The organism is Curtobacterium sp. APC 4022 (assembly GCF_030407555.1).
Taxonomy (GTDB): Bacteria; Actinomycetota; Actinomycetes; order Actinomycetales; family Microbacteriaceae; genus Curtobacterium.
Genome location: NZ_JASDDD010000006.1, coordinates 1 through 22,277, shown reverse-complemented (window position 1 = coordinate 22,277; position 22,277 = coordinate 1). Strand labels below are relative to the sequence as shown.

At 70.3% G+C, this 22,277-nt stretch carries 22 protein-coding genes and 1 tRNA gene; 9 read left to right on the top strand and 14 right to left on the bottom strand.

Annotation, left to right across the window (positions count from 1 at the left end; all coding sequences use genetic code 11):
* Window positions 1-5 precede the first annotated feature (5 nt).
* Genes QL987_RS03230 through QL987_RS03220 form a run of 3 tightly spaced genes read left to right on the top strand, consistent with a single transcriptional unit; the run spans window position 6 to window position 2,511 of the window.
* Window positions 6-554: a hypothetical protein gene (locus QL987_RS03230; protein ID WP_290156239.1), complete on the top strand. Its 549-nt coding sequence runs from the start codon at window positions 6-8 to the stop codon at window positions 552-554.
* Entirely contained in the window at window positions 551-1,840 is a 1,290-nt protein-coding gene (locus QL987_RS03225) for an RICIN domain-containing protein (RefSeq protein WP_290156237.1), read from the top strand. Before QL987_RS03230 ends, QL987_RS03225 begins: the two co-directional genes overlap by 4 nt.
* Entirely contained in the window at window positions 1,837-2,511 is a 675-nt protein-coding gene (locus QL987_RS03220; protein WP_290156236.1) for a signal peptidase I, read from the top strand. The genes QL987_RS03225 and QL987_RS03220 overlap by 4 nt, the downstream gene beginning before the upstream one ends.
* On the opposite strand, the gene QL987_RS03215 is transcribed toward QL987_RS03220, so the two are convergent.
* Both QL987_RS03215 and QL987_RS03210 read right to left on the bottom strand, forming a co-directional pair.
* Window positions 2,456-3,679 (bottom strand): acyl-CoA dehydrogenase family protein, encoded by a 1,224-nt coding sequence (locus QL987_RS03215; protein ID WP_290156235.1) that lies wholly within the window; start codon window positions 3,677-3,679, stop codon window positions 2,456-2,458. The genes QL987_RS03220 and QL987_RS03215 overlap by 56 nt on opposite strands.
* A gap of 32 nt (window positions 3,680-3,711) precedes the next feature.
* A complete protein-coding gene (locus QL987_RS03210; RefSeq protein ID WP_290156233.1) occupies window positions 3,712-4,389 on the bottom strand; it encodes an AmiS/UreI family transporter in 678 nt (225 codons plus the stop codon).
* 122 nt (window positions 4,390-4,511) lie between these two features.
* Here QL987_RS03210 and mtnN point away from each other — a divergent pair, with 122 nt between their 5' ends.
* Complete coding sequence (gene mtnN, locus QL987_RS03205) at window positions 4,512-5,249, top strand: 5'-methylthioadenosine/S-adenosylhomocysteine nucleosidase (RefSeq protein WP_290156231.1); 738 nt, start codon at window positions 4,512-4,514, stop codon at window positions 5,247-5,249.
* Window positions 5,250-5,380: 131 nt separating this feature from the next.
* On the opposite strand, the gene QL987_RS03200 is transcribed toward mtnN, so the two are convergent.
* Both QL987_RS03200 and QL987_RS03195 read right to left on the bottom strand, forming a co-directional pair.
* On the bottom strand, window positions 5,381-7,222 hold the full coding sequence (locus QL987_RS03200) for a phosphatase PAP2 family protein (protein WP_290156230.1): 1,842 nt from the start codon (window positions 7,220-7,222) through the stop codon (window positions 5,381-5,383).
* Window positions 7,223-7,420: 198 nt separating this feature from the next.
* Window positions 7,421-7,510, bottom strand: a tRNA-Ser gene (locus QL987_RS03195).
* A gap of 142 nt (window positions 7,511-7,652) precedes the next feature.
* Between QL987_RS03195 and QL987_RS03190 the strand changes: the two genes are divergently transcribed.
* Both QL987_RS03190 and radA read left to right on the top strand, forming a co-directional pair.
* Window positions 7,653-8,621, top strand: coding sequence for a GDSL-type esterase/lipase family protein (locus tag QL987_RS03190; protein ID WP_290156229.1), 969 nt, complete (start codon window positions 7,653-7,655; stop codon window positions 8,619-8,621).
* A 9-nt stretch (window positions 8,622-8,630) separates the two neighbouring features.
* Complete coding sequence (radA, locus tag QL987_RS03185) at window positions 8,631-9,992, top strand: DNA repair protein RadA (RefSeq protein WP_204610204.1); 1,362 nt, start codon at window positions 8,631-8,633, stop codon at window positions 9,990-9,992.
* A gap of 113 nt (window positions 9,993-10,105) precedes the next feature.
* On the opposite strand, the gene QL987_RS03180 is transcribed toward radA, so the two are convergent.
* Complete coding sequence (locus QL987_RS03180) at window positions 10,106-10,489, bottom strand: SseB family protein (protein WP_253466217.1); 384 nt, start codon at window positions 10,487-10,489, stop codon at window positions 10,106-10,108.
* A gap of 71 nt (window positions 10,490-10,560) precedes the next feature.
* Window positions 10,561-10,848: a hypothetical protein gene (locus QL987_RS03175; protein WP_111045024.1), complete on the bottom strand. Its 288-nt coding sequence runs from the start codon at window positions 10,846-10,848 to the stop codon at window positions 10,561-10,563.
* A 734-nt stretch (window positions 10,849-11,582) separates the two neighbouring features.
* On the opposite strand from QL987_RS03175, the gene QL987_RS03170 reads away from it, so the two are divergent.
* Window positions 11,583-11,789, top strand: coding sequence for a cold-shock protein (locus QL987_RS03170; RefSeq protein ID WP_065963953.1), 207 nt, complete (start codon window positions 11,583-11,585; stop codon window positions 11,787-11,789).
* A gap of 231 nt (window positions 11,790-12,020) precedes the next feature.
* Here the strand turns inward: QL987_RS03170 and QL987_RS03165 are convergent, their stop codons facing one another.
* On the bottom strand, window positions 12,021-12,710 hold the full coding sequence (locus QL987_RS03165; RefSeq protein ID WP_290156228.1) for a hypothetical protein: 690 nt from the start codon (window positions 12,708-12,710) through the stop codon (window positions 12,021-12,023).
* Between the two features lie 64 nt (window positions 12,711-12,774).
* Complete coding sequence (locus tag QL987_RS03160) at window positions 12,775-13,317, bottom strand: amino-acid N-acetyltransferase (protein ID WP_181439282.1); 543 nt, start codon at window positions 13,315-13,317, stop codon at window positions 12,775-12,777.
* Window positions 13,318-13,437: 120 nt separating this feature from the next.
* On the opposite strand from QL987_RS03160, the gene QL987_RS03155 reads away from it, so the two are divergent.
* Window positions 13,438-13,890: an SRPBCC family protein gene (locus QL987_RS03155; protein ID WP_111075225.1), complete on the top strand. Its 453-nt coding sequence runs from the start codon at window positions 13,438-13,440 to the stop codon at window positions 13,888-13,890.
* Window positions 13,891-13,964: 74 nt separating this feature from the next.
* Here the strand turns inward: QL987_RS03155 and QL987_RS03150 are convergent, their stop codons facing one another.
* Window positions 13,965-16,484 (bottom strand): ATP-dependent Clp protease ATP-binding subunit, encoded by a 2,520-nt coding sequence (locus QL987_RS03150; RefSeq protein WP_111075227.1) that lies wholly within the window; start codon window positions 16,482-16,484, stop codon window positions 13,965-13,967.
* 152 nt (window positions 16,485-16,636) lie between these two features.
* Window positions 16,637-17,110, bottom strand: a complete 474-nt coding sequence (locus QL987_RS03145; protein WP_290156227.1) for a Clp protease N-terminal domain-containing protein — start codon at window positions 17,108-17,110, stop codon at window positions 16,637-16,639.
* Between the two features lie 87 nt (window positions 17,111-17,197).
* Here QL987_RS03145 and QL987_RS03140 point away from each other — a divergent pair, with 87 nt between their 5' ends.
* Entirely contained in the window at window positions 17,198-18,130 is a 933-nt protein-coding gene (locus QL987_RS03140; RefSeq protein ID WP_290156225.1) for an NAD(+)/NADH kinase, read from the top strand.
* A gap of 108 nt (window positions 18,131-18,238) precedes the next feature.
* Here QL987_RS03140 and QL987_RS03135 read toward each other — a convergent pair whose 3' ends face one another.
* The 4 genes from QL987_RS03135 to QL987_RS03120 form a co-directional block, all read right to left on the bottom strand.
* Window positions 18,239-19,291 carry a sigma-70 family RNA polymerase sigma factor gene (locus QL987_RS03135; RefSeq protein WP_221849021.1) on the bottom strand — a complete coding sequence of 351 codons (1,053 nt, stop codon included), beginning with the start codon at window positions 19,289-19,291 and terminating at the stop codon, window positions 18,239-18,241.
* A 359-nt stretch (window positions 19,292-19,650) separates the two neighbouring features.
* A complete protein-coding gene (locus tag QL987_RS03130) occupies window positions 19,651-19,782 on the bottom strand; it encodes a hypothetical protein (protein WP_258366217.1) in 132 nt (43 codons plus the stop codon).
* 130 nt (window positions 19,783-19,912) lie between these two features.
* Window positions 19,913-20,569 carry a GntR family transcriptional regulator gene (locus QL987_RS03125; RefSeq protein ID WP_290156222.1) on the bottom strand — a complete coding sequence of 219 codons (657 nt, stop codon included), beginning with the start codon at window positions 20,567-20,569 and terminating at the stop codon, window positions 19,913-19,915.
* 90 nt (window positions 20,570-20,659) lie between these two features.
* Entirely contained in the window at window positions 20,660-22,249 is a 1,590-nt protein-coding gene (locus QL987_RS03120) for an ABC transporter substrate-binding protein (RefSeq protein ID WP_290156221.1), read from the bottom strand.
* Window positions 22,250-22,277: the final 28 nt, after the last annotated feature.

Genomic DNA, 22,277 nt, shown 5'->3' with positions numbered 1-22,277 from the left:
CCGCGATGACCAGCTGGCCGGTGGCGACCCTGCTCGCCGCCGGCGTGGTCGGGATCGCGGCCCTGGTCGCGGTCGCGAGCGACGGTGGGACCTTCGCACTCCTCAGCGCCCAGGCCTCGACCGATCCGGTGACCATCACCGCCGGGTCGGCCGACCTGTCCCTGAGCGACATCGCGCTGCCGACCACGGCGCTCTGGCCCGGCGACACCGAGTTCGGGGTGCTGACCGCGCGCAACACCGGGGACGTGCCGCTCGACCTGGGCATCGCGACCGCTCGCGGGACCGCGCCGGCGAGCGCGACCGCTGTGGCCGACCTGCGGGTCGCGATCGGGACGTCCACCTCGGCAGCCGCCTGCCGCTCCGGCGTCATGCACACCACGTGGACCGGCACCCTCGACTCGAACACCGCGACGACGGCGGGCATCTCCGTCCGCCCGGGCGCCGCCGTGGTCCTCTGCATCGGGCTCACGATGCCGTCGAGTGCTCCCGCATCCCAGCAGGGCCTCGGCACCGACTTCACCGCGACGATCACCGGGACGCAGGCGAGCTCATGACCGCACGCAGACACCGTGCCCCCACCGACCGTCGACGCCTGGTGCTCCTCGGCTCGACCGCCGTCGCGCTCCTCGCCCTCGGGATCGGCACCGCCGGCACCGCCCGGGCGTCGTGGACCGCTCCCGCCCAGACCGTCGGTGCGCACGCGTCGACCGGTTCGGTCGCCGTCACGATCACCGGCGTCCAGGACCTCGCGAGCACCTACACGTCGAGCGCCCTGGCCCACGCCGCGACGGTGACGATCGTCAACTCCGGGACGGTCCCCGCCGACGTCCGTCTCGCCCTGACCGCCTCCGTCGGCGCGTCCCTGTCCACCGCACAGCGCGTCGACGTGTGGCAGCCGACGGCCGGCAACCCCTGCACCGGCACCCCCTCCAGCACCGCCCGCTCGGGCTCCGGCTCGTCGATCCCCGACGTCACCGCGAGCCTGGCCGCCGGTGCGAGCACGACCTCCTGCGTCCGGACGTCCGTCACCCAGGGGCAGCGCTTCGACCTGTCGGGAGGCGCGACCACCCTCGACGCGCTCGTCACCGCGCGCCAGGGGTCCTGGACCGGCACCGCGCACGCCCAGGCGACCCAGGCCGTCGCCGCCACCGTGACACCGGGCATGCCCACGAAGACCAGCGAGACCGACAGCAGCATCGCGCTCACGTGGAACGCCCCCGCGGACACCAGCGGCATCGGCTCGTACGTGGTCACCCGCGACGGCGTCACGATCGCCACGCTGCCCGCGTCGACCCGCTCGTTCACCGACACCGGCCTGCAGGTCTCCACCTACTACGCGTACGCCGTCCGGGCCGTGCCGACCGGCCCCGCCGGACACTCCTCCCCCGTCTCGACGACCGTCCAGCACGCCACCGGCTGGTTCACCACCACCGGCCGCTACGCGCTGCGGAACCCCGCCACCGGGACGTGCGTGACGGCCGGCGGCACGACCTCCGGCAGCCCGATCACGACCGCCGGGTGCACCACGAGCACCGCGCAGACCTGGCAGTTCAGCGTCGACGGCGACTGGCTGCGCGTCACGTCGCCGGCGGCTCCGCAGCTCTACTGGGACGCACCGAGCGACCGCTCCGCGGTGCTGCGGACGCTCAACGACATCAGCGCGCAGAAGTGGTCCGCCGAGGCCGTCGGTGCCGGTTCCGGCCTGTTCCGACTGCACAACAAGAACGACCTGTGCCTGACGGCGGCAGCGTCGTCGTCCGCGTCCGCGAGCACCGCGATGAGCGTGGCCGACTGCAGCTCGTCCACGCTGCAGCTGTTCACCCTGCGGGCGACCTCGTGACGAAGGCGAGCACGGCCCCAGCCCACACGCGTGCCTCGGCGGTCGCCCGCCTGCTGGGGCAGACCGCCGCCGTCCTGGTGCTGCTCGCCGTGATCGCCGTCGCCGCGCTGGCGATCGTCGTCCCGAGGCTCACCGGGTCCGTCCCGCTGACCGTGCTCACCAGCTCGATGGAGCCCGGGATGCCGCCCGGCACCCTGGCCGTCGTCCGCCCGATCGACCCCGACGACATCGGCGTCGGCGACATCGTCACCTACCAGATCCGCGTCGACCGGCCGGGCGTCATCTCGCACCGCGTCATCGGGATCGCGGTCGGTGCCGACGGCCGACGCCTCTTCACCTTCAAGGGCGACAACAACACGGACGCCGATCCGGACCGTGTGGTCGCGGCACAGATCATGGGGCGCGTCTGGTACTCGATCCCCGGGCTCGGCTTCGTCAACACCTCCGTCGCGGGGCACGCGAAGACGTGGCTCGTGCCGACGCTGGGCATCGCCATGATCGGGTACGCCCTGCTGCTCGTGGTCCGTGCGCTGATCGGCGCGCGACGTGCGCGCGCGACGGACGGGAGGCACGGCACCAGCCGGCACCGCGCCTCCCGTCCGTCACCGGTCGCGTCTACCGCGTCCGCGTCGCCCCGATCGCCCACACACGTGGCGGCTGCGCGCCGTTGACGGCGTGGTCCCCGACGATCCGCGCCTTGAACACCCACGGGTTGTGACTGCCCGCGGTCCGGGCGTTCCGCCAATGCCGGTCCAGGTTCTTCGTCGTGCTGACGCCGGAGGCGGCGAGCGCGTCGAACAGGTGCGAGGTCGCCTGGGTCGCCAGTGACGTCAGCGCGACCTGCGCCTGCGCGGTCGCGAGTTCGGCCCGGTCGTTGCGGCGTTCGTCCTCGGCCTCGTCGAGGGCGGCCCCCTCGTACGCGGCCTGCAGCGCCTCGGCTGCCCGGTCGACGATCGCGGTGGCGGCGAAGCCGGCGGACGAGACCTCGCCGACGACCTGCAGGATCTGCGGATCGGCGGCGAAGGTGTCGGCGTTGCCGTGCGAGAAGACGCGGTTGCGGGTGCGGACGGCGAGCGCGACCTCCCGTTCGGCGGCCAGGACCGAGCCGGCCAGGACCGCCAGCAGCACCCCCTGGTAGAACGCGGTCTGGTACTTGAACCGGTCGTCGAACAGTGTCACCGCGTCCGCCTCGACGCGCGCGTCGACGAAGGTGCTCGTGCCGGAGCCGGTGGTCTGCTGGCCGAAGCCGTCCCAGTCGTCACCGTGCGTGACGCCGTCCTGGTGGGCGTCGACGATCGCGATCACCCGCTCGCCGGTGTCGGTGCGCTCGGCGTAGGTGTCGATCCAGTCCGCGAAGACGCTGCCCGTCGAGTAGTACTTCTGCCCGCTGATCCGGAACGTGCCGTCGGGCTGCGGGGTGACCTTCGTGATGACGTCACCGATCTGCACGGCGCCGACCTCGGTCCACGAGTTGCCGGCGATCTCGCCGCGGCCGAAGCGGTCGAGCCAGCGCGTCCGCTCCCCCGACCGGCCGACCAGGCGGTCCTCGACCAGGGCGAAGTGGCCGCGGAGGGCCTGCGGGATGTTGCTGTCGGCGGCGGCGAGCTCGGTCAGCAGCCGGAACAGCTGCGGCAGGGTCGCGCCGGCGCCGCCGTGCTCGACCGGCACCCGCAGGGCCCCGAAGCCGGCGTCGGCGAGTTCGCGGATCTCGGCGGCGGGGAGGGTGTGGGTGCGCTCACGCTCGGAGGCGCCGGCGGCGATCCGGTCGAAGAGCGGGCGGAAGCGGGCGGCGAGGGTCTCGTAGTCCGGTGCGGTGTGCGTGGCGGTGTTCGTCGTCATGGTGCGTCCGTTCTCGTGTGGCGGGCGGTCGGTCAGGAGGCTGTGGTCGCGGCGGGCGCGGGAGCGGCGGTGGGCGAGGTGGCTGCGGCGGGCGCGGGAGCGGCCGCGGGCGAGGTGGCCGGGTTCCGGCTGCTGCGGCGGGTCAGGGCGGCTGCGCCGCCGAACACGACCACCTCACCCAGCACCGCGATGGCGGCCGCGACCGGCCCGGTCGGCCAGTGGCCGGTGAGGGCGAGCAGCGCCGGCACGAGGGCGGTCAGCGGACTCGCCAGCACGAGCGCCCAGCCGGTGTAGGTGGCGATCGAGGTCCGACCGAGGGCCAGGAGGACGAAGAACAGCGACCAGAGCACCGCCCACCCGACCCACAGCACGGCGAGCACCGGGTCGTCCGCGACGTACACCCCGGCGAACACCACCGCGGTGACGGCGACCAGGCCGCAGAACCAGCCGAGACCGGCCGAACCCAGGCCGGCGAGCGCGTCCACCCCGACGGAGAGGTACGTCAGGCCGAACAGGAACGTCCCGGTGATCGCGAACAGCGCCGGCAGGGACCCGTCGGCCGAGATCGCGACGGCGGTGCAGAGCAGCAGTTGCAGCCCGCCGATGAGGACGTTGGAGACCCCGCTGTCACGTCCGGGGACGCGTCCGAGCAGGGTGAGGCCGTTGAGGAGCAGCGCGGCCGCGGACAGGATCAAGCAGATGGAGGCCATGCCGAGAAGGTGCCACGCAGCGTCGACGTGATGGGGAAGATGACCGCCCCTTACGGAATGCTGCGCTCCGTGACGGCGGACGGGACGCAGGATCCTGCACGCCACTGTGCGAAGATCGTCCGGTGGATGCCCCCCGACGACCCGTAGCCGTCGTCATCGCCGCCATGAGCGAAGAGGTCGCGGCGTTCACCGACCTGCTCGGTGGCGAGCCGGTCCTCGACGGGCCGACCGGCGGTCACGACGAGCACCATCTGCTCGACGTCGGTGGCTCCACGGTCGCCGTCCGCCGCAGCGGCATCGGCTTCACGAACGCCACCGCTGCCGTCGCCCACGCCTTCCACGACTTCGGCTCCGGCATCCCCGTCATCAGCGTCGGGACCGCGGGCGGACTCGCCCGGCACATCCAGCTCGGCGACGTCGTCATCGGCGACTGGTACGTCAACCTCAACGCCGACGCCACCGCCTTCGGCTACGCGCTCGGCCAGGTGCCGGGCATGCCCGCCGGGTTCACCGGTGACGTCGACCTGGTCCGCCGTGCGCAGGCGGTCCCGACCCTCGACGTGATCCGGCTCGAGCCGATCGGCTCGAGCGAGGTCTTCGTGACCGAGGGACGCGCCCGCGACTTCCGTCAGGCCTTCCCGACCGTCGCGGCGGTCGACATGGAGTCGGCGGCGATCGCCCAGTTCGCGCACGTGCACGCGATGCCGTTCGTGTCGGTCCGGGGCATCAGCGACCTGTGCGCGCCGGACGGGGACGAGTTCCGGCAGCACCTCGACGACGCGGCCGCTCGTGCTGCCCGGGTCGTGCACGGGCTCGTCGTGGGGTTGGCGACGGGGGCTGGTTCGCTGCCCGCTGCGTGAGCGGCTACTGCCGCTGCATCCGGGCACGGGTGCGGCGTCAGGACGGGTGGGCGGACCCGTTCACGTCCGTGCTGGTGTCTCGGCAAGCGGAACGCGGTTCGGCGAGCAGCACGTGACCGACCGCTCGTGCCTCAGGCGCCGTGGCCCCGGTGGTGCCCACGTCCCGTCGCGTCGGCGTTGACCAGGTGCAGTTCGTTGCCGTGGCGCTGGAGCACGGGCTTGTACCCGGCGGGCAGGCCGTCGACACGGACGGTGCGGAAGTCCGTCCCCTTGGCGATGCGGTCGGCCTTGATCAGGACGACGTCGTTCGCCAGCGCCGTGCCCTCGGTGACGTGCACCTGCAGCGTCCCGCCGAACGACGCGGTGCCGGCGACGCGCAGGGCTGGTTGCCGCCCGTCGACGCTCAGCGACAACGTGGCATGCGAGCGCTGCGTCAGGTCGCCGCCGATGCGGACCGTCCTCGTGCTCGCGTCGGCGAGTGTGCCGGAGACGGTCGTCACCGATCCCTTGCCGAGGGCGGCAGCGGAGTCAGCCGTCAGCGTTCCGTCGCGCACGGTGGTGCCACCGGTGAAGCGGTTCGTGCCGGCGAGCGCGAGGACGCCGGCGCCGCGCTTGGTCAGCGACCCGGTGCCGCCGATGTCGTTGCGCCAGGTGTCGGCGGCGTCCAGGCCCTTGTCAGCGGCATCCATCGAGACCGTCACCGGGCCGTCGAACGCTCCGTAGCCGGAAGCTGCCGAGAAGAGGTCGAGTCGCCCCCACCCTTCCGCGTCGTCCAGGAGCGGGTAGCCCGACGGCAGCGCGGTCGTCCGGAGCACCTCTCGGATCTGGTCGTCGCTGAGGTACGGCAGGCGGGTACGGAGGAGCGCCTCGGCGCCCTTCGGCACCGTGGCGGGGACGGTCTTCCCGCCGGACCGCGTGAACCCGTACGTCAACCGCTTGCGGTACTCCGCCTTGTCCGCCGCGTAGTCGGCGTGATCGACCGCGGTCGAGGCGGCGGCGAGCACCTTCTCGGCCTGCTGGTGGGCCTGCTGCTCGAGCTGCGTGTTGGCCGGGTCGTTCAGGACCGCTGCCGCCAGCGCGGTCGCGAGGACCCGCCCTCCCATGACGTCGAGGGGCGAGTGCATCCCCGCGACGATCCGGCTGTTGCCGATCTCCGAGCCCTCGGTGAGGAGCTCGGCGTACTTCTGCGGGTACGCGTACGCGAAGGCCAGGGACGACAGGTAGCCGGCGTTGGTGTGCCCGCTGGGGAATCCGCCGTCGGTCGCCGGGGTCGGCGACTCTTCCGGGACGAGCTGCGGGAGGACCTGCACATCGCCGCTCTGCCGGTACGGCCGCGCGTACTGGTAGTACTTCTTCGCGTTGCTCGCCGAGGAGTAGTCGCCGCGCAGCGTGTTCACCAGCTGCACGACGTCGCCGAGGTCCGAATCGGTGTCCGCCCACGCGCCGTTCGCGTTGCCCTGGTCGACGTACTGCTTCGTCGTGGCGTCCGCCGGGATCTCATCGGGGATCGTGGTGCCGGCGTTCGTCGCGGCCTTCACCCTGTCGGACAGGTCACCGAAACCCGCGATGGCCGAGTAGCTCTGGTTCCGTCGGTCGATCAGGTACGCCTCGTGCCCCTGCGCCTCCGTGCGGGTCCGCGTGGTCTTCGCTGCCTGCGCGATGTTCGAGTCCAGGATCCGCTGGGCTGCGGCATCGACGGCGACCCCGTTGTCCCACGACGATCCAGGGCGCCACAGTTTGCCGAACTGCGACAGCACGCCGATCGCGGCATTCCCCTCCGGTGTGGTGGCAGCCGGGGTGTTCGTCTTGTAGGTGTCGACGAAGTACCCGTAGGCGCCGGGCCGCGGCGCGGTCCGCGACGGCGCCGCCGACGCTCCCGCGGGAGCGATCAAGGACACGGCGCAGGCCACGGCCAGGACGCCCAGCACCGTGCGGGCTCGACGTCTCGGGACAGCGATCAGGAACGGGCGCATGGGTACCTCTCCGCTCGGAGCGTGGTCACACGGACCGGTGACACAGAGAGGAAGGGTTGCGGAGGCTCGTGAACCGGAGGTGGCACGGACGTGAACCGCTGCCGTACGCCCTACTGCGGGTCTCTCAGCCGAGACTTGCCCCAGGAAGCGGAAGAGCCCCGAATCCCTGCGTTTGCAGGGATCCGGGGCTCTTCGTCCTGGCGGTACCGGTGGGATTTGAACCCACGGTGGAGTTGCCCCCACACATGTTTTCGAGACATGATCCTTCGGCCGCTCGGACACGGTACCGGGAAAGAGTTTACACGATCCGGGAGGCCCCCGGCGACACCCAGCACACCTCCCCCTCCACAGGTGCGGACGTCCGGCGCTCCGTCCACAGAACGCCACGCGGGTGACCTCGATCCGAGGGTCCGCGCGTACCGTCTCCGGCATGAGAACGCGCACCCTCGTCGCCCTGCTGTCCTCCCTCGCCGGCGCCGCCGTCGTCAGCGGAGCAGCGGGCTTCGGCGCGCGGGCAGGGATCCGGGGTCAGCGGGCCGCGTCGCAACGGGTGGTCGACATGCTCCCGGTGCACGCCGACTGGTGGCGCGAGCGGCTGCACCACGAGGGCCAGCTCACGTACGTGGCGATCGGCGACTCGGCCGCGCAGGGTGTCGGCGCGACGGCTCCAGGGCGAGGGTACGTGGGGCTGCTCGCGCGTCGGATTCGACACCGCTCCCGGATGACCGTGCGGGTCGTGAACCTCAGCGTCTCCGGATCGACGACGTGGGGTGCGAAGAAGGACCAGCTGCCGAAGCTGCAGCACTTCACGCCGGACATCTGCACGGTGTCGATCGGGGCGAACGACATCGCCGACTTCCACCCGGACAAGTTCGAGCGGAACATCCGGGCGATCTACGGCGCGGTGCCCTCCCACGCGGTGGTCGCCGAGCTGCCGTGCATGTTCGTGCCCGACCGCGAGCGCAAGGTCGCCGTCGCGAACGAGATCGTGCACCGGGTCGCCGCCGAACTCGGGCTGACCGTGGCTCCGCTGCACGAGATCACGAAGCGCGTCGGGATCCGGCGGACCTTCTTCAACACGTACGGCGACCTCTTCCACCCGAACGACCGCGGGTACGAGATCTGGGCGAGCGCGTTCGAGCCGGCGGTCGACAACCGCGTGGACACCGTCGCCGCGATCCGGCGCTACCTCTCTGCGCGGGAAGCCGAGGACCTCGGACGCCAGGCCGGTGACGTCGCCCACGCCCGGGCAGAGCAGGACACCGAGGGTGCCGAGACGATCGACACCGCGAACCGCCCGAGCTCGCTCGACCGCCTGCGCCAGCGCGTCACCGGGTCGCTCCCGCTGCCCGGTCGGACCGACGACGGCGAGCCGACCGATGTCGGCGGAGCGGCCTAACCTCGTCCCATGGCCCGCCCCCAGTCGTCCTACCGCTGCTCCGAGTGCGGTTGGACCAGCATCAAGTGGGTCGGCCGCTGCGGTGAGTGCCAGTCCTGGGGAACGGTGGAGGACGCCTCCGCTGCGACGGCGAGCACCCGTGGCACCGCATCGATCGCCGTCACCGGCAACCGCATCGCCCGTCCGATCACCGAAGCCCGCAGCGGCTCCTTCCAGCGCTGGCAGACCGGAATCGGTGAGTTCGACCGTGTCCTCGGCGGCGGCATCGTCCCCGGCGCGGCCGTGCTGCTGAGCGGTGAGCCCGGGGTCGGCAAGTCCACCCTGTTGCTCGAGGTGGCCTCGCGGGCAGCCGCGATGGGCAAGCGGGTCCTCTACGTCAGCGCCGAAGAGTCGGTCGACCAGGTCCGGCTCCGCGCCGAGCGCACCGGGGCCATGCACGACGACCTGTACCTGGCGAGCGAGGTCGACCTCGGCGTCATCCTCGGCCAGATCGAGCAGGTGCAGCCGGACCTGCTCATCGCCGACTCGGTGCAGACCATCTCCTCCGCCTCGGTCGACGGCATCGCGGGCGGTACGTCACAGGTGCGCGAGGTCGCCTCGACGCTGATCCGGGTCGCCAAGCAGGCGGCACTGCCGGTCCTCATCGTCGGACACGTCACGAAGGACGGCACCATCGCCGGCCCACGCCTGCTCGAGCACCTGGTCGATGTCGTCTGTCACTTCGAGGGCGACCGGCAGACCGCCCTCCGCTTCGTCCGCGCCCTGAAGAACCGGTTCGGTCCCACCGATGAAGTCGGCTGCTTCGACATGGCCGGCGACGGCATCCACGAGGTCCCCGACCCCAGCGGCCTGTTCATGTCCCGCAACGGGGCGCCGGTGTCGGGCACCTGCATCACCGTGGCGATGGAGGGCCGCCGAGCCCTACCGGTGGAGATCCAGGCTCTCGTCGTCCCGAGCTCGGCACCGCAGCCGCGCCGGGTCGTCAACGGGGTCGACGCGTCGCGGGTGGCGATGCTCCTCGCGGTGCTGGAACGCCGTGCCGGCATCAAGCTGTCCGACGCCGACGTCTACGTGTCGACGGTCGGCGGCATGAAGCTCACCGAACCGGGCGCCGACCTGGCGATCGTGCTCGCCCTCGCCAGTGCCGCACGAGACCGGCCGTACCCGCACACCCTCGCCGCGATCGGGGAGATCAGTCTGGCGGGCGAGATCCGTGCGGCGACCGGGGCGAAGCAGCGGGCCAACGAAGCCGGACGTCTGGGGTTCACGACTGTCCTCGGCGCCGACGCCGAGCACCTGCGTGAAGCGCTGCGGGTCGCGTTCTCGATGACGAGGTCACCACGAGAGCGCGAGCTCGACGCCGCCTTCTGACGGAGGCACCGACACCCGGAGAACCGGACACAGCCTCCAGGCCGGTCAGCGCCGGTCAGCGCCGGTCAGTGTCCGCCAACGCCGGTCAGTGCCCGCCAGACCGTCCGTGCCGGTCAGGCGCGCAGCGCAGCCAGCAGGTCCGCCGGCTCCGACTGCATGGTGTGCGGCCCGGCGATGTCGAAGAACACACCCTCGAGCGAGTCCAGGTGCGCGGACAGGAACTCCTCCAGCCGCGCGGCGTCGTAGACCATCACCTGCCGGAGCTTCTCGCCCGGCACCATCGCCGTGTACGCGTCCGCCGACGAGAACAGCAGCAGGATGCGCTTGTCCGAGCCCTCACGGCCGAACACCCGGACCTGCATGTCCTTCTTCCCGGTGACGAGCCGCGGGACGATCACGATGTCGTTGCGCAGCGCGTAGGCCACTGCAGCGACGTCCTGCTTCGCGAGGGCTTCCTCGAGCTGCTCGCTCCGGAAGCGCTGTTCCTTGTCTGCCATCGCCCCTAGTCAAGCAGCACGCGCGTGCGTGCGGCTCCGGTCAGGTGACGAGACGGGAGGCACGGTGCCGGTCAGTGGACCCGGCCGGCCTGGACGGCGTGGGTGCGGATGCGGAGGTCGGCGGCGAACTGGGTGGTCTCCGGACCGAGCTCGTCGTCCGGAGCGGACTGCACCAGGACGCCGATCGCCGGGGCGAGGATGAAGCTCGACGTCGCGGCCATGCCGTAGTCGTCGACCGAGGGGACGTCCACGCGGTCAGCGAGTCCGGACTGTGCCAGTGCCGTTGCGTAGTCGAGCACGGCGTAGGCCGCTTCGTCGCTCGTCATGACCGAGGCGACCCCGTAGATGAGGTACTTCATGGCCCAGCCTTCCGTCGATGTCCGTGACGCTACGCCGCGGTCGCCGTGCCGGAGTCGCATGTCGTCCTGTAGACGCACTCAGCGGGCGCACCTCTGAGCGATGTCCCAGACAACGTCACCAGGGGTGACCGCGTGTGCGATCCGGTCGGTGCCGAGGGCCTCCGCGGGCTGCTCCACCGTCGCCGCCATGCCTCTGGGGCCGCGGTTCTGCCTTCCGCCCGGGCCGGACGGCGGCCGCGCCCGGCCCGTCCGGAGGCCCATCCGCACCCGCCGAAGCGGGGATTCCGAGCGTCATCGAGGGGGTCGAGACGGATTCGCCCTCGCGTCAGGGCCGATCTTCGCGTAGCATCGCTGGTGGCGTGTGGGTGGACCACCTGCTGGGCGGTCTCGACCACCAGGCAGATCTCCACCTGTTCCCGAGCATGGCGTGGCCAATCCTGCGTTGTGCGAAGGCCCTCGTGTGTGAGCATTGCGAACAACACGGGGTCCCGTACACGAAGACTCCAATCTTCCGCACCGACGGGATCGTCGCCTGGTTTCACAGCCGGGTCGATCTCGTAGCCTGCGACCCGTTCACCTGCCCGATGGTGAGTGCACTTCCGATTGCACTGAACCTCTGATCTCCGTCGCCCCGCTCGATGCCGGGTGCCGCACAAAGCTCGATGGCCATGCCGTCGAAACCCGCGGTGGTGGAATTCTCTCGCCGCGCACGTAAGAAAGTAAGGAACGCCGAAATGGCAACTGGGACTGTCAAGTGGTTCAACAACGAAAAGGGCTTCGGCTTCATTGCGCCGGACGACGGCAGCGCTGACGTCTTCGCCCACTTCTCCGCGATCGGTGGCAACGGCTACAAGTCGCTCGAGGAGAACCAGAAGGTCGAATTCGAGATCACCGAGGGCCGCAAGGGCCCGCAGGCGGAGAACATCACCGTCATCGGCTAACACCGGTCTTCGCGAGCGCCGGGTCTGAGGAGCAATCCTCGGCCCCGGCGCTTCGTCGTTCTTGCAGCAGCGGATGGCTGGTGGCTCAAGGTCCACCCCTGAGGCGCAGCACCACGGGTCGTAACGGTCGCCGAAAGCGAAGACCCCCGGACGAAGCCAGGGGTCGGACGCCGATCGGGCTTTCCCAATCCACTTGCGTCGATTTTATCCCGACGGCAGCACCGCCGTCCCTCAGCTCAGGACGAACTGTACCGACTCCGCCGACGTGATCTCCCCCACCGCGACCTGCAGGTGGTAGCTCGCGCCCCCAGCCGTCACCGAGGCGCGTGCGGCGTCGCACGTCGTCGCGGAGGACCGGGTGCGGTCCCAGGCGATGGCGGGCGTGGTGAGCTGCTGCCCGGCCTTCAGCGTGACGTCCTGGTCGGTGCCGCCGGTCTGGCAGTCCTTCGACGACCAGTACTGCTCCTTGCCGGACGTGATGGTCAGCACCTGCTGGGCGGACCCGAGGTCCATGTGGCAGGAGTTCGATCCGGTGTTCTTGATCGACATCGCGATCTTCGGGTCCTCGCCGGCGGCGTAGACGCGCTTGTCGAGGACCGGGGTCAGTGCGATCTGGTCCGCGGCGCAGGCCGCGCCGTCCTTGCGTGCGGCGGCCGACGGTGTGGGTGAGCTCGACGGCGCGCCCGAGGCAGACCCCGACGCGCCGGAGCTCGCAGACCCCGAACCAGCACCGGCATCGGCAGCTGCCGACGACGCCCCACCACCGGGAGTCGGACCGGCCGCAGGGGCGCCGTTGCCCCGTCCGACGACGATGAGCACGACGACGACCACGACGAGCAGGACCACCCCGAGCACCAGGGCTCGGCGGCGCCAGTAGGTCCTCGGACGCTCGGGGCCGACGGGATGGCGGAACGACGACATGCGCACAGGGTAGACACCCGCGCGGGACCGGCCGAGGTCCCTCGCCGGGCGGCCGGGCAACCCGTCAGAGGATCTTCAGCATGCGGGTGTTGCCGAGGGTGTTCGGCTTGACCCGGGCGAGGTCGAGGAACTCCGCGACCCCTTCGTCCGACGACCGCACAAGTTCGGCGTACACCTCGGGCGGGACGACGGTCTCCCCGATCTCGAGGTACCCGTGCTTGGCGAAGAAGTCGACCTCGAACGTCAGGCAGAAGATCCGGGCGACGCCGAGTTCGCGGGCGTCGTGCTCGAGGGCTTCGAGCATCCGGTGCCCGACGCGCTTGTGGATCCAGTCCTGGTCGAGTGCCAGGGTCCGGACCTCGGCGATGTCGTCCCAGAACACGGCGAGGGCGCCACAGCCGATCGGCGTCCCGTCCGGTCCTTCGGCGATCCGGAACTGCTGGATCGACCCGTACAGGACGACGTTCTCCTTGCCGAGCAAGATCCGCCGGTCGACGTACGGGGCGATGAGCCGCTGGATGTGCGGCACATCGGACGCCAGCGCCGGGCGCACCAGGATCCCGTGGTCGTCCCGTTCCGAGAAGGCGTGCCGTCCGTGCTCAGTCATCCGACCCAGCCTACGTCGCCACCGTCACACGGCGTCACGGGGGACATCAGCCAGGACACTGCACAGGCGCACCGGCCTACCGTCCGAGACACACCAGCACGACGAGCAGGAGGAGCAACCATGCCCCAGATCATCGAGACCGTCGACGTCAGCGTCCCCGTCCGCGCCGCCTACGACCAGTGGACTCGCTTCGAGGAGTTCCCCACGTTCCTCGACGAGGTCGAGAAGATCGTCCAGGTCGACGACACCACGACCGACTGGACCGTGAAGGTCGCCGGCCAGGAGCGTTCGTTCCGTGCCCTCATCACCGAGCAGCACCCGGACGAGCGTGTCGCGTGGACCGTCAAGGACGGCGACACCGAGCACGCCGGCGTGGTCACGTTCCACAAGCTCGCTGACGCGGAGACCCGTGTCACCGTGCAGATCGACTGGGAGCCCTCCGGCTTCCTCGAGAAGCTCGGTTCCGCGGTGGGCGTCGGCGGTCACGCGGTCAAGAAGGACCTGCAGAACTACAAGGAGCGCGTCGAGGCGGCCCCCACGGCCGACGGTTGGCGCGGTGACGTCCAGGCCTGATCCGCCTGAGCACACAGACGGGAGGCCCGGTACCAGCTGGTACCGGGCCTCCCGTCTGTGGTGTGGCTGGCTGACTAGCCCTCGATCTCGCCGGTGGGCGCCTCGGGCGCCTTCTCGAGCGAGGGAGCGCCGGTGAGGACCTCTTCGCGGCCCGGCTGACGCCCGGTCTCGAAGGTGAACGCACCGTCCACGAAGTCGACCTTCACGTGGTCGCCCGCGGTGAGCTCACCCTGCAGGATGTGCTCGGACAGCTGGTCTTCGACCTCGTGCTGCATCGCGCGGCGCAGCGGTCGAGCACCGAGGGACGGGTCGAACCCGACCTTGATGAGCTGCTCCTTGGCCGGCAGCGAAAGCTCGACGGTCATGTCGCGGTCGAGCAGACGGTCGGCCAGACGCTTCACGAACAGGTCCACGATCTGCAGCAGCTCGGGCTGCGACAGCTGCGGGAACACGATCGTGTCGTCGACGCGGTTCAGGAACTCGGGCTTGAAGTGCTTCTTCAGCTCCTCGTTGACCTTGCCGCGCATGCGGTCGTAGCCGACGGCCGAGTTGCCCTCGACCTGGAAGCCCACCGGGCCACCCGCGATGCCCTGCGAACCGAGGTTCGTGGTCATGATGATGACGGTGTTCTTGAAGTCGACCACGCGGCCCTGACCATCGGTCAGACGACCCTCTTCGAGGACCTGCAGCAGCGAGTTGAAGATGTCCGGGTGGGCCTTCTCGATCTCGTCGAACAGGACCACGGAGAACGGCTTGCGGCGCACCTTCTCGGTGAGCTGGCCGCCCTCTTCGAACCCGACGAACCCGGGAGGGGCACCGAACAGGCGCGAGACGGTGTGCTTCTCGCCGAACTCCGACATGTCGAGGGAGATCAGTGCGCCCTCGTCGTCGAACAGGAACTCGGCCAGGGCCTTGGCGAGCTCGGTCTTCCCGACGCCCGTGGGGCCGGCGAAGATGAACGAGCCGGAGGGACGGTTCGGGTCCTTCAGGCCGGCACGGGTGCGTCGGATGGTCTTGGAGAGGGCCGAGATGGCCTCTTCCTGACCGATGACGCGCTGGTGCAGCGCCTTCTCCATGAAGACGAGACGCGAGGTCTCCTCTTCGGTGAGCTTGAACACCGGGATGCCCGTGGCCTGGGCCAGGACCTCGGCGATGATGCCCTCGTCGACGGTGCCGGACGCGGCGACGTCACCGGCACGCCACTGCTTCTCGAGTCGGAGACGCTCGCCGAGGAGCTTCTTCTCCTCGTCGCGCAGGCTGGCGGCCTTCTCGAAGTCCTGCTCCTCGATGGCGGCTTCCTTCGACCCGCGAACGGTCGAGATCTTCTCGTCGAACTCGCGGAGCTCCGGCGGAGCGGACAGGATCGACAGACGCAGGCGGGCGCCGGCCTCGTCGATCAGGTCGATGGCCTTGTCGGGCAGGAAGCGGTCCTGCACGTAGCGGTCCGCCAGGTTCGCCGCGGAGACGATCGCCCCGTCGGTGATGGACACCTTGTGGAACGCCTCGTACTTGTCGCGGAGGCCCTTGAGGATGTTGATCGTGTGCGGCAGCGACGGCTCGTTGACCTGCACCGACTGGAAGCGACGCTCGAGGGCTGCGTCCTTCTCGAAGTGCTTGCGGTACTCGTCGAGCGTGGTGGCACCGATGGTCTGGAGCTCACCGCGGGCGAGGAGCGGCTTGAGGATCGAGGCCGCGTCGATCGCACCCTCGGCAGCGCCGGCACCGACGAGCGTGTGGATCTCGTCGATGAAGACGATGATGTCGCCGCGGGTGCGGATCTCCTTCGTGACCTTCTTGAGGCGCTCCTCGAAGTCACCGCGGTAGCGGGACCCGGCGATGAGCGACCCGAGGTCGAGGGAGTAGAGCTGCTTGTCCTTCAGCGTCTCGGGCACGTCGCCCTTGACGATCGCCTGGGCGAGGCCCTCGACGACGGCGGTCTTGCCGACGCCGGGCTCACCGATCAGGACGGGGTTGTTCTTGGAGCGACGGGAGAGGATCTGCATGACCCGCTCCATCTCCTTCTCGCGCCCGATGACGGGGTCGAGCTTGCCGTCGCGCGCTGCCTGGGTGAGGTTCCGACCGAACTGGTCGAGGACCTGCGAACCCTGCTGCGCGTTCTGCTGCTGCTCGCCGCCGACGGCGACCGCTTCCTTGCCCTGGTAGCCGGACAGGAGCTGGATGACCTGCTGGCGGACCCGGTTGAGGTCGGCGCCGAGCTTCACGAGGACCTGGGCTGCGACACCCTCGCCCTCGCGGATGAGGCCGAGCAGGATGTGCTCGGTCCCGATGTAGTTGTGGCCGAGCTGCAGCGCTTCGCGCAGGGACAGCTCGAGGACCTTCTTGGCGCGCGGCGTGAACGGGATGTGCCCGGTCGGCTGCTGCTGGCCCTGCCCGATGATGTCCTGCACCTGCTCGCGGACGGCATCGAGGGAGATACCGAGCGACTCCAGCGCCTTGGCGGCGACGCCCTCGCCCTCGTGGATGAGGCCGAGGAGGATGTGCTCCGTACCGATGTAGTTGTGGTTGAGCATCTTCGCTTCTTCTTGAGCGAGGACGACAACACGACGGGCCCGGTCGGTGAATCTCTCGAACATGTGCTCTCCCTTGGCCCCGAACGAACGGGGGCCGACAGCCGGACTCGTGTGAGTCCGGTCACGTACATCGAGACTAACCAGCGCTCCCCGTCAGGGCTGCCCCTGTTCGCCGTGGGCGTGACCTCGGGTCGTCCGGCGCACTGCGCGGATCGTCACGCCCGTCGCCCGGCCCGGCGGAGGGCTCGCCGGAGGCGGCGCGGGTCGGCTCCGACCGCCTCGAGCACCTCGTGGGCACCACCGAGCAGCGGGTCGTCGACACCGTCCAGGACGGCGAGCAGGACGTGGTGCGGTCGGACCCGTTCGTGGGGTCCGGCGATCTGGGCGGCGTGCGCGAGGATCCGGGCGACGGCGGGCGTGCAGCTGATCCGGTCCTCGTGACGGTCGCCCGGCGGCGGCCCGACGATCGCGCGTGCGGCACAGCGCACCGCGTCGACGGACAGCCCGTGGTCGGCCAGCACCGTGCCGAACCGCGGCATGCCGGCACACAGGGCGACGGCGGCGAGGAGCAGGTGCTCGGCGTCGACGAAGCCGTACCCGATGGCGCGGGCTTCGTGCTCGGCCAGCAGGGCGATCTCCCGTCCGCGTCGGAGTTCGGGCACGGCGACGGAGAGCACGGCAGTCTGCATCCATGCAGAATACGAGATATGAGTACGGAACGGAAGGGCGGCGGGGACATCCGCCGACGCCGAGGGGCCACCGGTACGATCCGGTGCATGGAGCAGCCCGTCGTCGGCCTCGTCGTCCACCCGTCGAAGAACGTGCAGGAGTCCGTCGAGGTCCTGGACCGTTGGAACGCGTCCGGTGCCGGCCGTCTGGTGGCCCGGCGGATCGATGCAGCACGCCTGGGCAGCGCGATCGACGCCGTGGACGACGACGAGTTCACCGACTCCGTCGACCTGGTCGTGGCGCTCGGCGGCGACGGCACGATGCTCGGCGCCATGCGACTCGTGGCCCGCCGCCCGGTGCCGGTGCTGGGGGTCAACTACGGCAACGTCGGCTTCCTGGTCGAGATCGAACCGCCCGAGCTCGAGTCCGCGCTCGAACGGCTCTCCGCCGGCGAGTACCAGCTCGAACCGCACCACGCACTGGAGGCCCGGCTCTCGTGGGGCGGGTCCCGCACGGACTACCTGGCCTTCAACGACATCACGATCGTCCGGCGCCCGGGTGCCGGGCAGGTCTCCGCCGACCTCAGCGTCGGCGGGTTCGGCTACGGCTACTACCGCGCGGACGCCATCGTCGCCTCGACCCCGGCGGGCTCCACCGCGTACAACTACGCCGCCGGCGGCCCGGTGCTCTCCCCCGCACTCTCCGGCTCGGTCGTGACCCCGGTCGCGCCGATGGCCGGGATCGACCGCTCCGTGGTCCTCGCCGCCCGGGAGCGCTACCGCTTCGACATCGCCGAGGGCACCCGCAGCGCTGCCCTCGAGGTCGACGGACTCGTCGTCGGCGAGGTCGCCACCGGCGCGCAGCTCGAGGTCCGGCTCCGGAAGGACGCCGGCAGCGTGGTCCGTCTCGACGCCGAACGCCACGGCCGGACCGGCCGCCTCAAGCTCGGCCTCCTGGACCTGCCGCTCCGTCCGGACCAGCTCATCGAGCTGATCCCGCACGACCTGCGGCAGAAGCTGCACCGCGAGACCGAGGACTGACGCGATCCGCGCCTCCCGTCCGACGCGTCGCGCGCACCGCCGGACGGGAGGCCCGTGGAACGACGGAAGGCCCGCCCGGTTCACACCGGACGGGCCCTCACATGTGACCTACTCGGTCAGGTACAGCTGCATGTCCTGCGAGACGGCCTTCGCGAACAGGCGGAGCTTCGCACGCGACTCGACGCGGCTGACGGCCTGACGCGTGGTGTGCACGATCTTCGAGATCTCGTCGAGCGTCATCGGCTTGTCGTCATCCAGGCCGTAGCGCATGCGGATCACGTTGGCTTCGTCGCTCGGCAGCTCGGCGACGATGGAGCGGATGTCGCGGTGCAGCAGCGTCGTCTCGGTGAGCTCGTTGGGGCTCGCGGCGTCCTCGTCCTCGATGAAGTCACCGAGTTCGCTGTCGTCCGAGTCGCCCACGACCGTGTGGATCGAGACCGGCTCGTGCGAGCGGCCCTTGAGGTCGACGAGTTCCTCGACGCTCATGCTCAGCTCGGCGGCCACTTCCTCCGGCATCGGCGCACGGCCGAGGTCGACGGTGAGGTCACGCTCGGTGCGCGAGATCTTGTTGATCAGCTCGACGGTGTGCACCGGGATGCGGATCGTGCGTGCCTTGTCCGCGAGACCACGCGAGATCGCCTGGCGGATCCACCAGGTGGCGTAGGTCGAGAACTTGTAGCCCTGGGTGAAGTCGAACTTCTCGACCGCACGGACCAGACCGAGGTTGCCCTCCTGGATGACGTCCATGAACGGCAGGCCGCGCTGGGAGTAGCGCTTGGCGATGCTCACGACCAAGCGGAGGTTCGAGGTGATCATGCGCTCCTTGGCACGCTCACCGTCGCGGACGAGCCAGCGGAGTTCGCGCTCGAGCGACTTCTCGAGGCCGGTCTCGGTGTGGAGCTTCTCCTCGGCGAACAGCCCGACCTCGATGCGGCGGGCGATGTCGGCCTCTTCCTCAGCCGTGAGGAGGGCGAGCCGGCCGATGTGACGGAGGTAGTCGCCGACCTGGTCGACGGACGCACCGCGGACACCGGCGAGCTGCTCGTCGGCCTCGACCTCGGCGACGGCGTCGAGCGTGGTGGCCTCGGCGGAGGTGGTCTTGGGCGCTGCCTTCTTGGTGCGGCGCGAGGTGGTGCTGGGTGCGGCCGTTGCGATCGCCATGGTGACTCTCCCTGCCTGTGACGGTGTTGTCCTTCGTGGGCTGAGACCGAGTTTGGCGGGCCGGGGGTGTACCCCACAAACCACCACGATCGATTCTCAGGCTTCTCCGTGCTTCGTCATCGGGGGACATCGGTGCGGGGTACAGCTCGCCCCGGCCGCTCTCGTGGTCGATCCGCGCTGTGCTGCCGATCGGCGAGGAATCACAACGGTGTGACTCCTGCTCGGTACCGAGGGGGACACGTGTACCCCGGGGTGCAACGCGTTCCGGACAACGAAAAAGGGGTACGTCGCACCGGATCCGATGATCCAGCTGACGTACCCCGAAGGAGTACCCGTGCGGGGGGGTCATGACCCCGCTGTCACCACGACGGCTCGAGCCATCCGTCGCGGTTCTTCGAGACCTCGAGGTCCGGGTCGCGGTCGAACTCGTCGTACTCGCTCTCGATGTCACCGACGAGGCTGCGGGACGCGGTGGGATGCAGGATGGACATGCCGATGATGGTCACACCGTCGGGCGTCGGCGGGGTGAACACGGGCTGTCGGCTCGGTGTCGGCCCCAACCGGGTCGGCCCCACGCGGGACGGCCCCGCGCGCGACGGCGTCGGCCGGCAGCCCGGTCCGTCAGGCCGGCGGGTGCAGCACCGCGAAGGACGGGGTGCGGTCGCGCTCGATGTGCGAGTAGGCCAGCGCCTCGGCCATCCGCTCGTCCCCCCGGGCGATCGCGGCGGCGAGCTCGACGTGGTCGTGGAAGGCATCGTGCACGTCGAGCGCGCTGGTCAGGTAGAACAGCCACTGGACCCGGCCGGACACGGAGCGCATCGAGGCCTGCAGCAGGCTGTTCCCCGTCATCGCGACGATCGCCTCGTGGAACCGGGTGCTCGCCTCGGCGATGCGGTACGGGTCCCCGTCCTCGACGACGCTCTGCGACCAGGCGAGCGCTGCCTCCAGTTCGTCCGTCGAGACCCCACGACCGACCGCACGGGCGGCGTGCCCGGCGGCCCCGACCTCGAGGACCTCACGCAGGTCGAACAGCTCGTGGATGAGCCGGGAGTTCCAGGTCGACACCACGGCCCCCCGACGCGGTGTGCTGGTGACGAACCCCTCGACCTCGAGCATCGGGACGGCTTCGCGCAGGGGGACGCGGGACACCGCGAGCTCCTCGGCGATCCGCGTCTCGGCGAGCTTGTGTCCCTGGGGGTACTCGCCGCGGATGATCGCTTCGCGGAGGCGCGCGTGGATCTGCCGCGGCAGCGACAGTGCGGGCTCGGTGGTGGTCATCGGGTCAACCTTCGCAGACTCGGGCGGCGGTCCACCGGGGTTCACGGGGACCGGACGGGGCACCGGGGCTGCTCCCCGGTGCCCCGCGTGTCACTTCTGGAGTCCGAGCTTGCTGAAGTCGAGTTCGTTGGCGCCGATGTTGTGCGCTGCCGCGACGCCGGTCAGCCACTTCTGCGAGACGACCCAGTCCTTGTTGTAGGACAGGTTGTAGTAGCAGCCGGTCGCGGCGTACTGCTGCGCTGCCTTGCCGTAGAGCGACTCGTCGCCGGTCTGCAGCGCCTGGTCCAGGGTCTTGTCGACCGCGGGCACGTCGCACCCGAAGTAGTTGATGCCGCCGGACTTGTCCCAGAACACGTGCCCCCACATGTACGGGGAGCCGCCGTCCGGGCCGTTGTTGCCGTCGAAGAACGCGTCTGGTCCGCTCGTCGGGTCGTTGATCCACCCGAAGACCTGCGAGGTCGGGTACGACTTCGCGGTGGCCTTGATCCCGAGACCCTGCAGTGCCGCCGCCTGGATGTTCGCCATCTGCTGCGCGTTGGTGTTGCCGCTGGCGTAGCCGATCGTCATCGTGGTGCCGGCGGGCAGCCCCTTGGCGTAGGCCTTCATCGCCCCGGGCTCGTACGTGGTCTCCTGCTTGTCCGAGCCGTCGGAGAGCATGCCCTTGGCGTACAGGGTGGTCGCCGGCTCGGAGCGGCTGCCGAGGACCTGCTGCACCATCTTCTTCTGGTCGATGCTCTGCAGGAACGCGATCCGGGCCTCCTTCGTGGCGAAGAACGACTTCGTCGGGTTCACCGTGACCAGCGCGGACTGGAGCGTCGGCAGCATCGCGCTCGAGAACTGCTTGCTGTCCTGGTACTTCGACAGGCTCGACGACGGCAGCGCCGCGACGATCGTCGACACGTCGCCGCGGTCGAAGGCGAGCTGCAGCGCGGACACGTCCGAGTAGATCGGCAGCTTGATGGTGGTGAACGGCGACTTGGTGCCCCAGTAGCCGTCGTACCGCTTCATCGTCCACGAGCTGCCGGGGTCGGCGGCGCTGATCTCGTAGGGACCGGTGCCGGCGTCGTGGGTCTGCAGCCAGGTCTGGGCGTCGTCGGAGCCGGCGTGTGCACGGAGCGCGGTCGGCGACTCCATCTTCGGGCCGAACGGTGACGCCAGGTAGTCCAGGAAGGCCGAGTTCGGGCTCTTCAGGGTGACGACCGCGGTCTGCGCGTCCGGCGTCGCGACGCTCTTGACGCCCTCGACCATGTAGGCCGCGCCGCCCTTGACGGCGATGCGGCGGTCGAACGCCGTCTGCACGGCCGCCGAGGTGAACGGGGTCCCGTCGTGGAAGGTGACGCCCTTCCGCAGGTGGAACGTGTACTCGGTGTTGTCGTCGCTGACCTGCCACGAGGTCGCAAGCCGCGGTGCGATCTGCACCTTCTCCGTGTCGTTCGCGTACTGCACGAGTCCCTCGTACGCGTTGAGCACGATGGCCAGGCCGTTGTTCGCGTAGTAGATGTCGGGGTCCGGCGGCTGACCGATGTCGCCGAGCAGGCCGACGGTCAGGGTGCCGTCGGTCGGGGCGGCGTTCGGGGCCGCGGCACCGGCACCGGAGCAGGCGGTGAGGACGAGCAACGACACGGCGGCCGCGGCGACCAGGGCGGCGCGGGTGCGACGCCGGAGGGTGGTGAGCTGCACGGGGGATCTCCTTCAGGGCGGTGGGGCA

Bases quoted from the DNA above. Each gene is read 5' to 3' on its own strand.
- QL987_RS03175 (WP_111045024.1), bottom strand. From the start codon at position 10,848: ATGAAGTACCTCATCTACGGGGTCGCCTCGGTCATGACGAGCGACGAA.
- QL987_RS03170 (WP_065963953.1), top strand. From the start codon at position 11,583: ATGGCAACTGGGACTGTCAAGTGGTTCAACAACGAAAAGGGCTTCGGC.
- QL987_RS03135 (WP_221849021.1), bottom strand. From the start codon at position 19,291: ATGGCGATCGCAACGGCCGCACCCAGCACCACCTCGCGCCGCACCAAG.
- QL987_RS03165 (WP_290156228.1), bottom strand. From the start codon at position 12,710: ATGTCGTCGTTCCGCCATCCCGTCGGCCCCGAGCGTCCGAGGACCTAC.
- QL987_RS03130 (WP_258366217.1), bottom strand. From the start codon at position 19,782: ATGTCCATCCTGCATCCCACCGCGTCCCGCAGCCTCGTCGGTGACATC.
- QL987_RS03230 (WP_290156239.1), top strand. From the start codon at position 6: ATGACCAGCTGGCCGGTGGCGACCCTGCTCGCCGCCGGCGTGGTCGGG.
- QL987_RS03140 (WP_290156225.1), top strand. From the start codon at position 17,198: ATGGAGCAGCCCGTCGTCGGCCTCGTCGTCCACCCGTCGAAGAACGTG.
- radA (WP_204610204.1), top strand. From the start codon at position 8,631: ATGGCCCGCCCCCAGTCGTCCTACCGCTGCTCCGAGTGCGGTTGGACC.
- QL987_RS03125 (WP_290156222.1), bottom strand. From the start codon at position 20,569: ATGACCACCACCGAGCCCGCACTGTCGCTGCCGCGGCAGATCCACGCG.
- QL987_RS03180 (WP_253466217.1), bottom strand. From the start codon at position 10,489: ATGGCAGACAAGGAACAGCGCTTCCGGAGCGAGCAGCTCGAGGAAGCC.
- QL987_RS03145 (WP_290156227.1), bottom strand. From the start codon at position 17,110: ATGCAGACTGCCGTGCTCTCCGTCGCCGTGCCCGAACTCCGACGCGGA.
- QL987_RS03150 (WP_111075227.1), bottom strand. From the start codon at position 16,484: ATGTTCGAGAGATTCACCGACCGGGCCCGTCGTGTTGTCGTCCTCGCT.
- QL987_RS03215 (WP_290156235.1), bottom strand. From the start codon at position 3,679: ATGACGACGAACACCGCCACGCACACCGCACCGGACTACGAGACCCTC.
- QL987_RS03160 (WP_181439282.1), bottom strand. From the start codon at position 13,317: ATGACTGAGCACGGACGGCACGCCTTCTCGGAACGGGACGACCACGGG.
- QL987_RS03155 (WP_111075225.1), top strand. From the start codon at position 13,438: ATGCCCCAGATCATCGAGACCGTCGACGTCAGCGTCCCCGTCCGCGCC.
- QL987_RS03225 (WP_290156237.1), top strand. From the start codon at position 551: ATGACCGCACGCAGACACCGTGCCCCCACCGACCGTCGACGCCTGGTG.
- QL987_RS03190 (WP_290156229.1), top strand. From the start codon at position 7,653: ATGAGAACGCGCACCCTCGTCGCCCTGCTGTCCTCCCTCGCCGGCGCC.
- QL987_RS03210 (WP_290156233.1), bottom strand. From the start codon at position 4,389: ATGGCCTCCATCTGCTTGATCCTGTCCGCGGCCGCGCTGCTCCTCAAC.
- QL987_RS03200 (WP_290156230.1), bottom strand. From the start codon at position 7,222: ATGCGCCCGTTCCTGATCGCTGTCCCGAGACGTCGAGCCCGCACGGTG.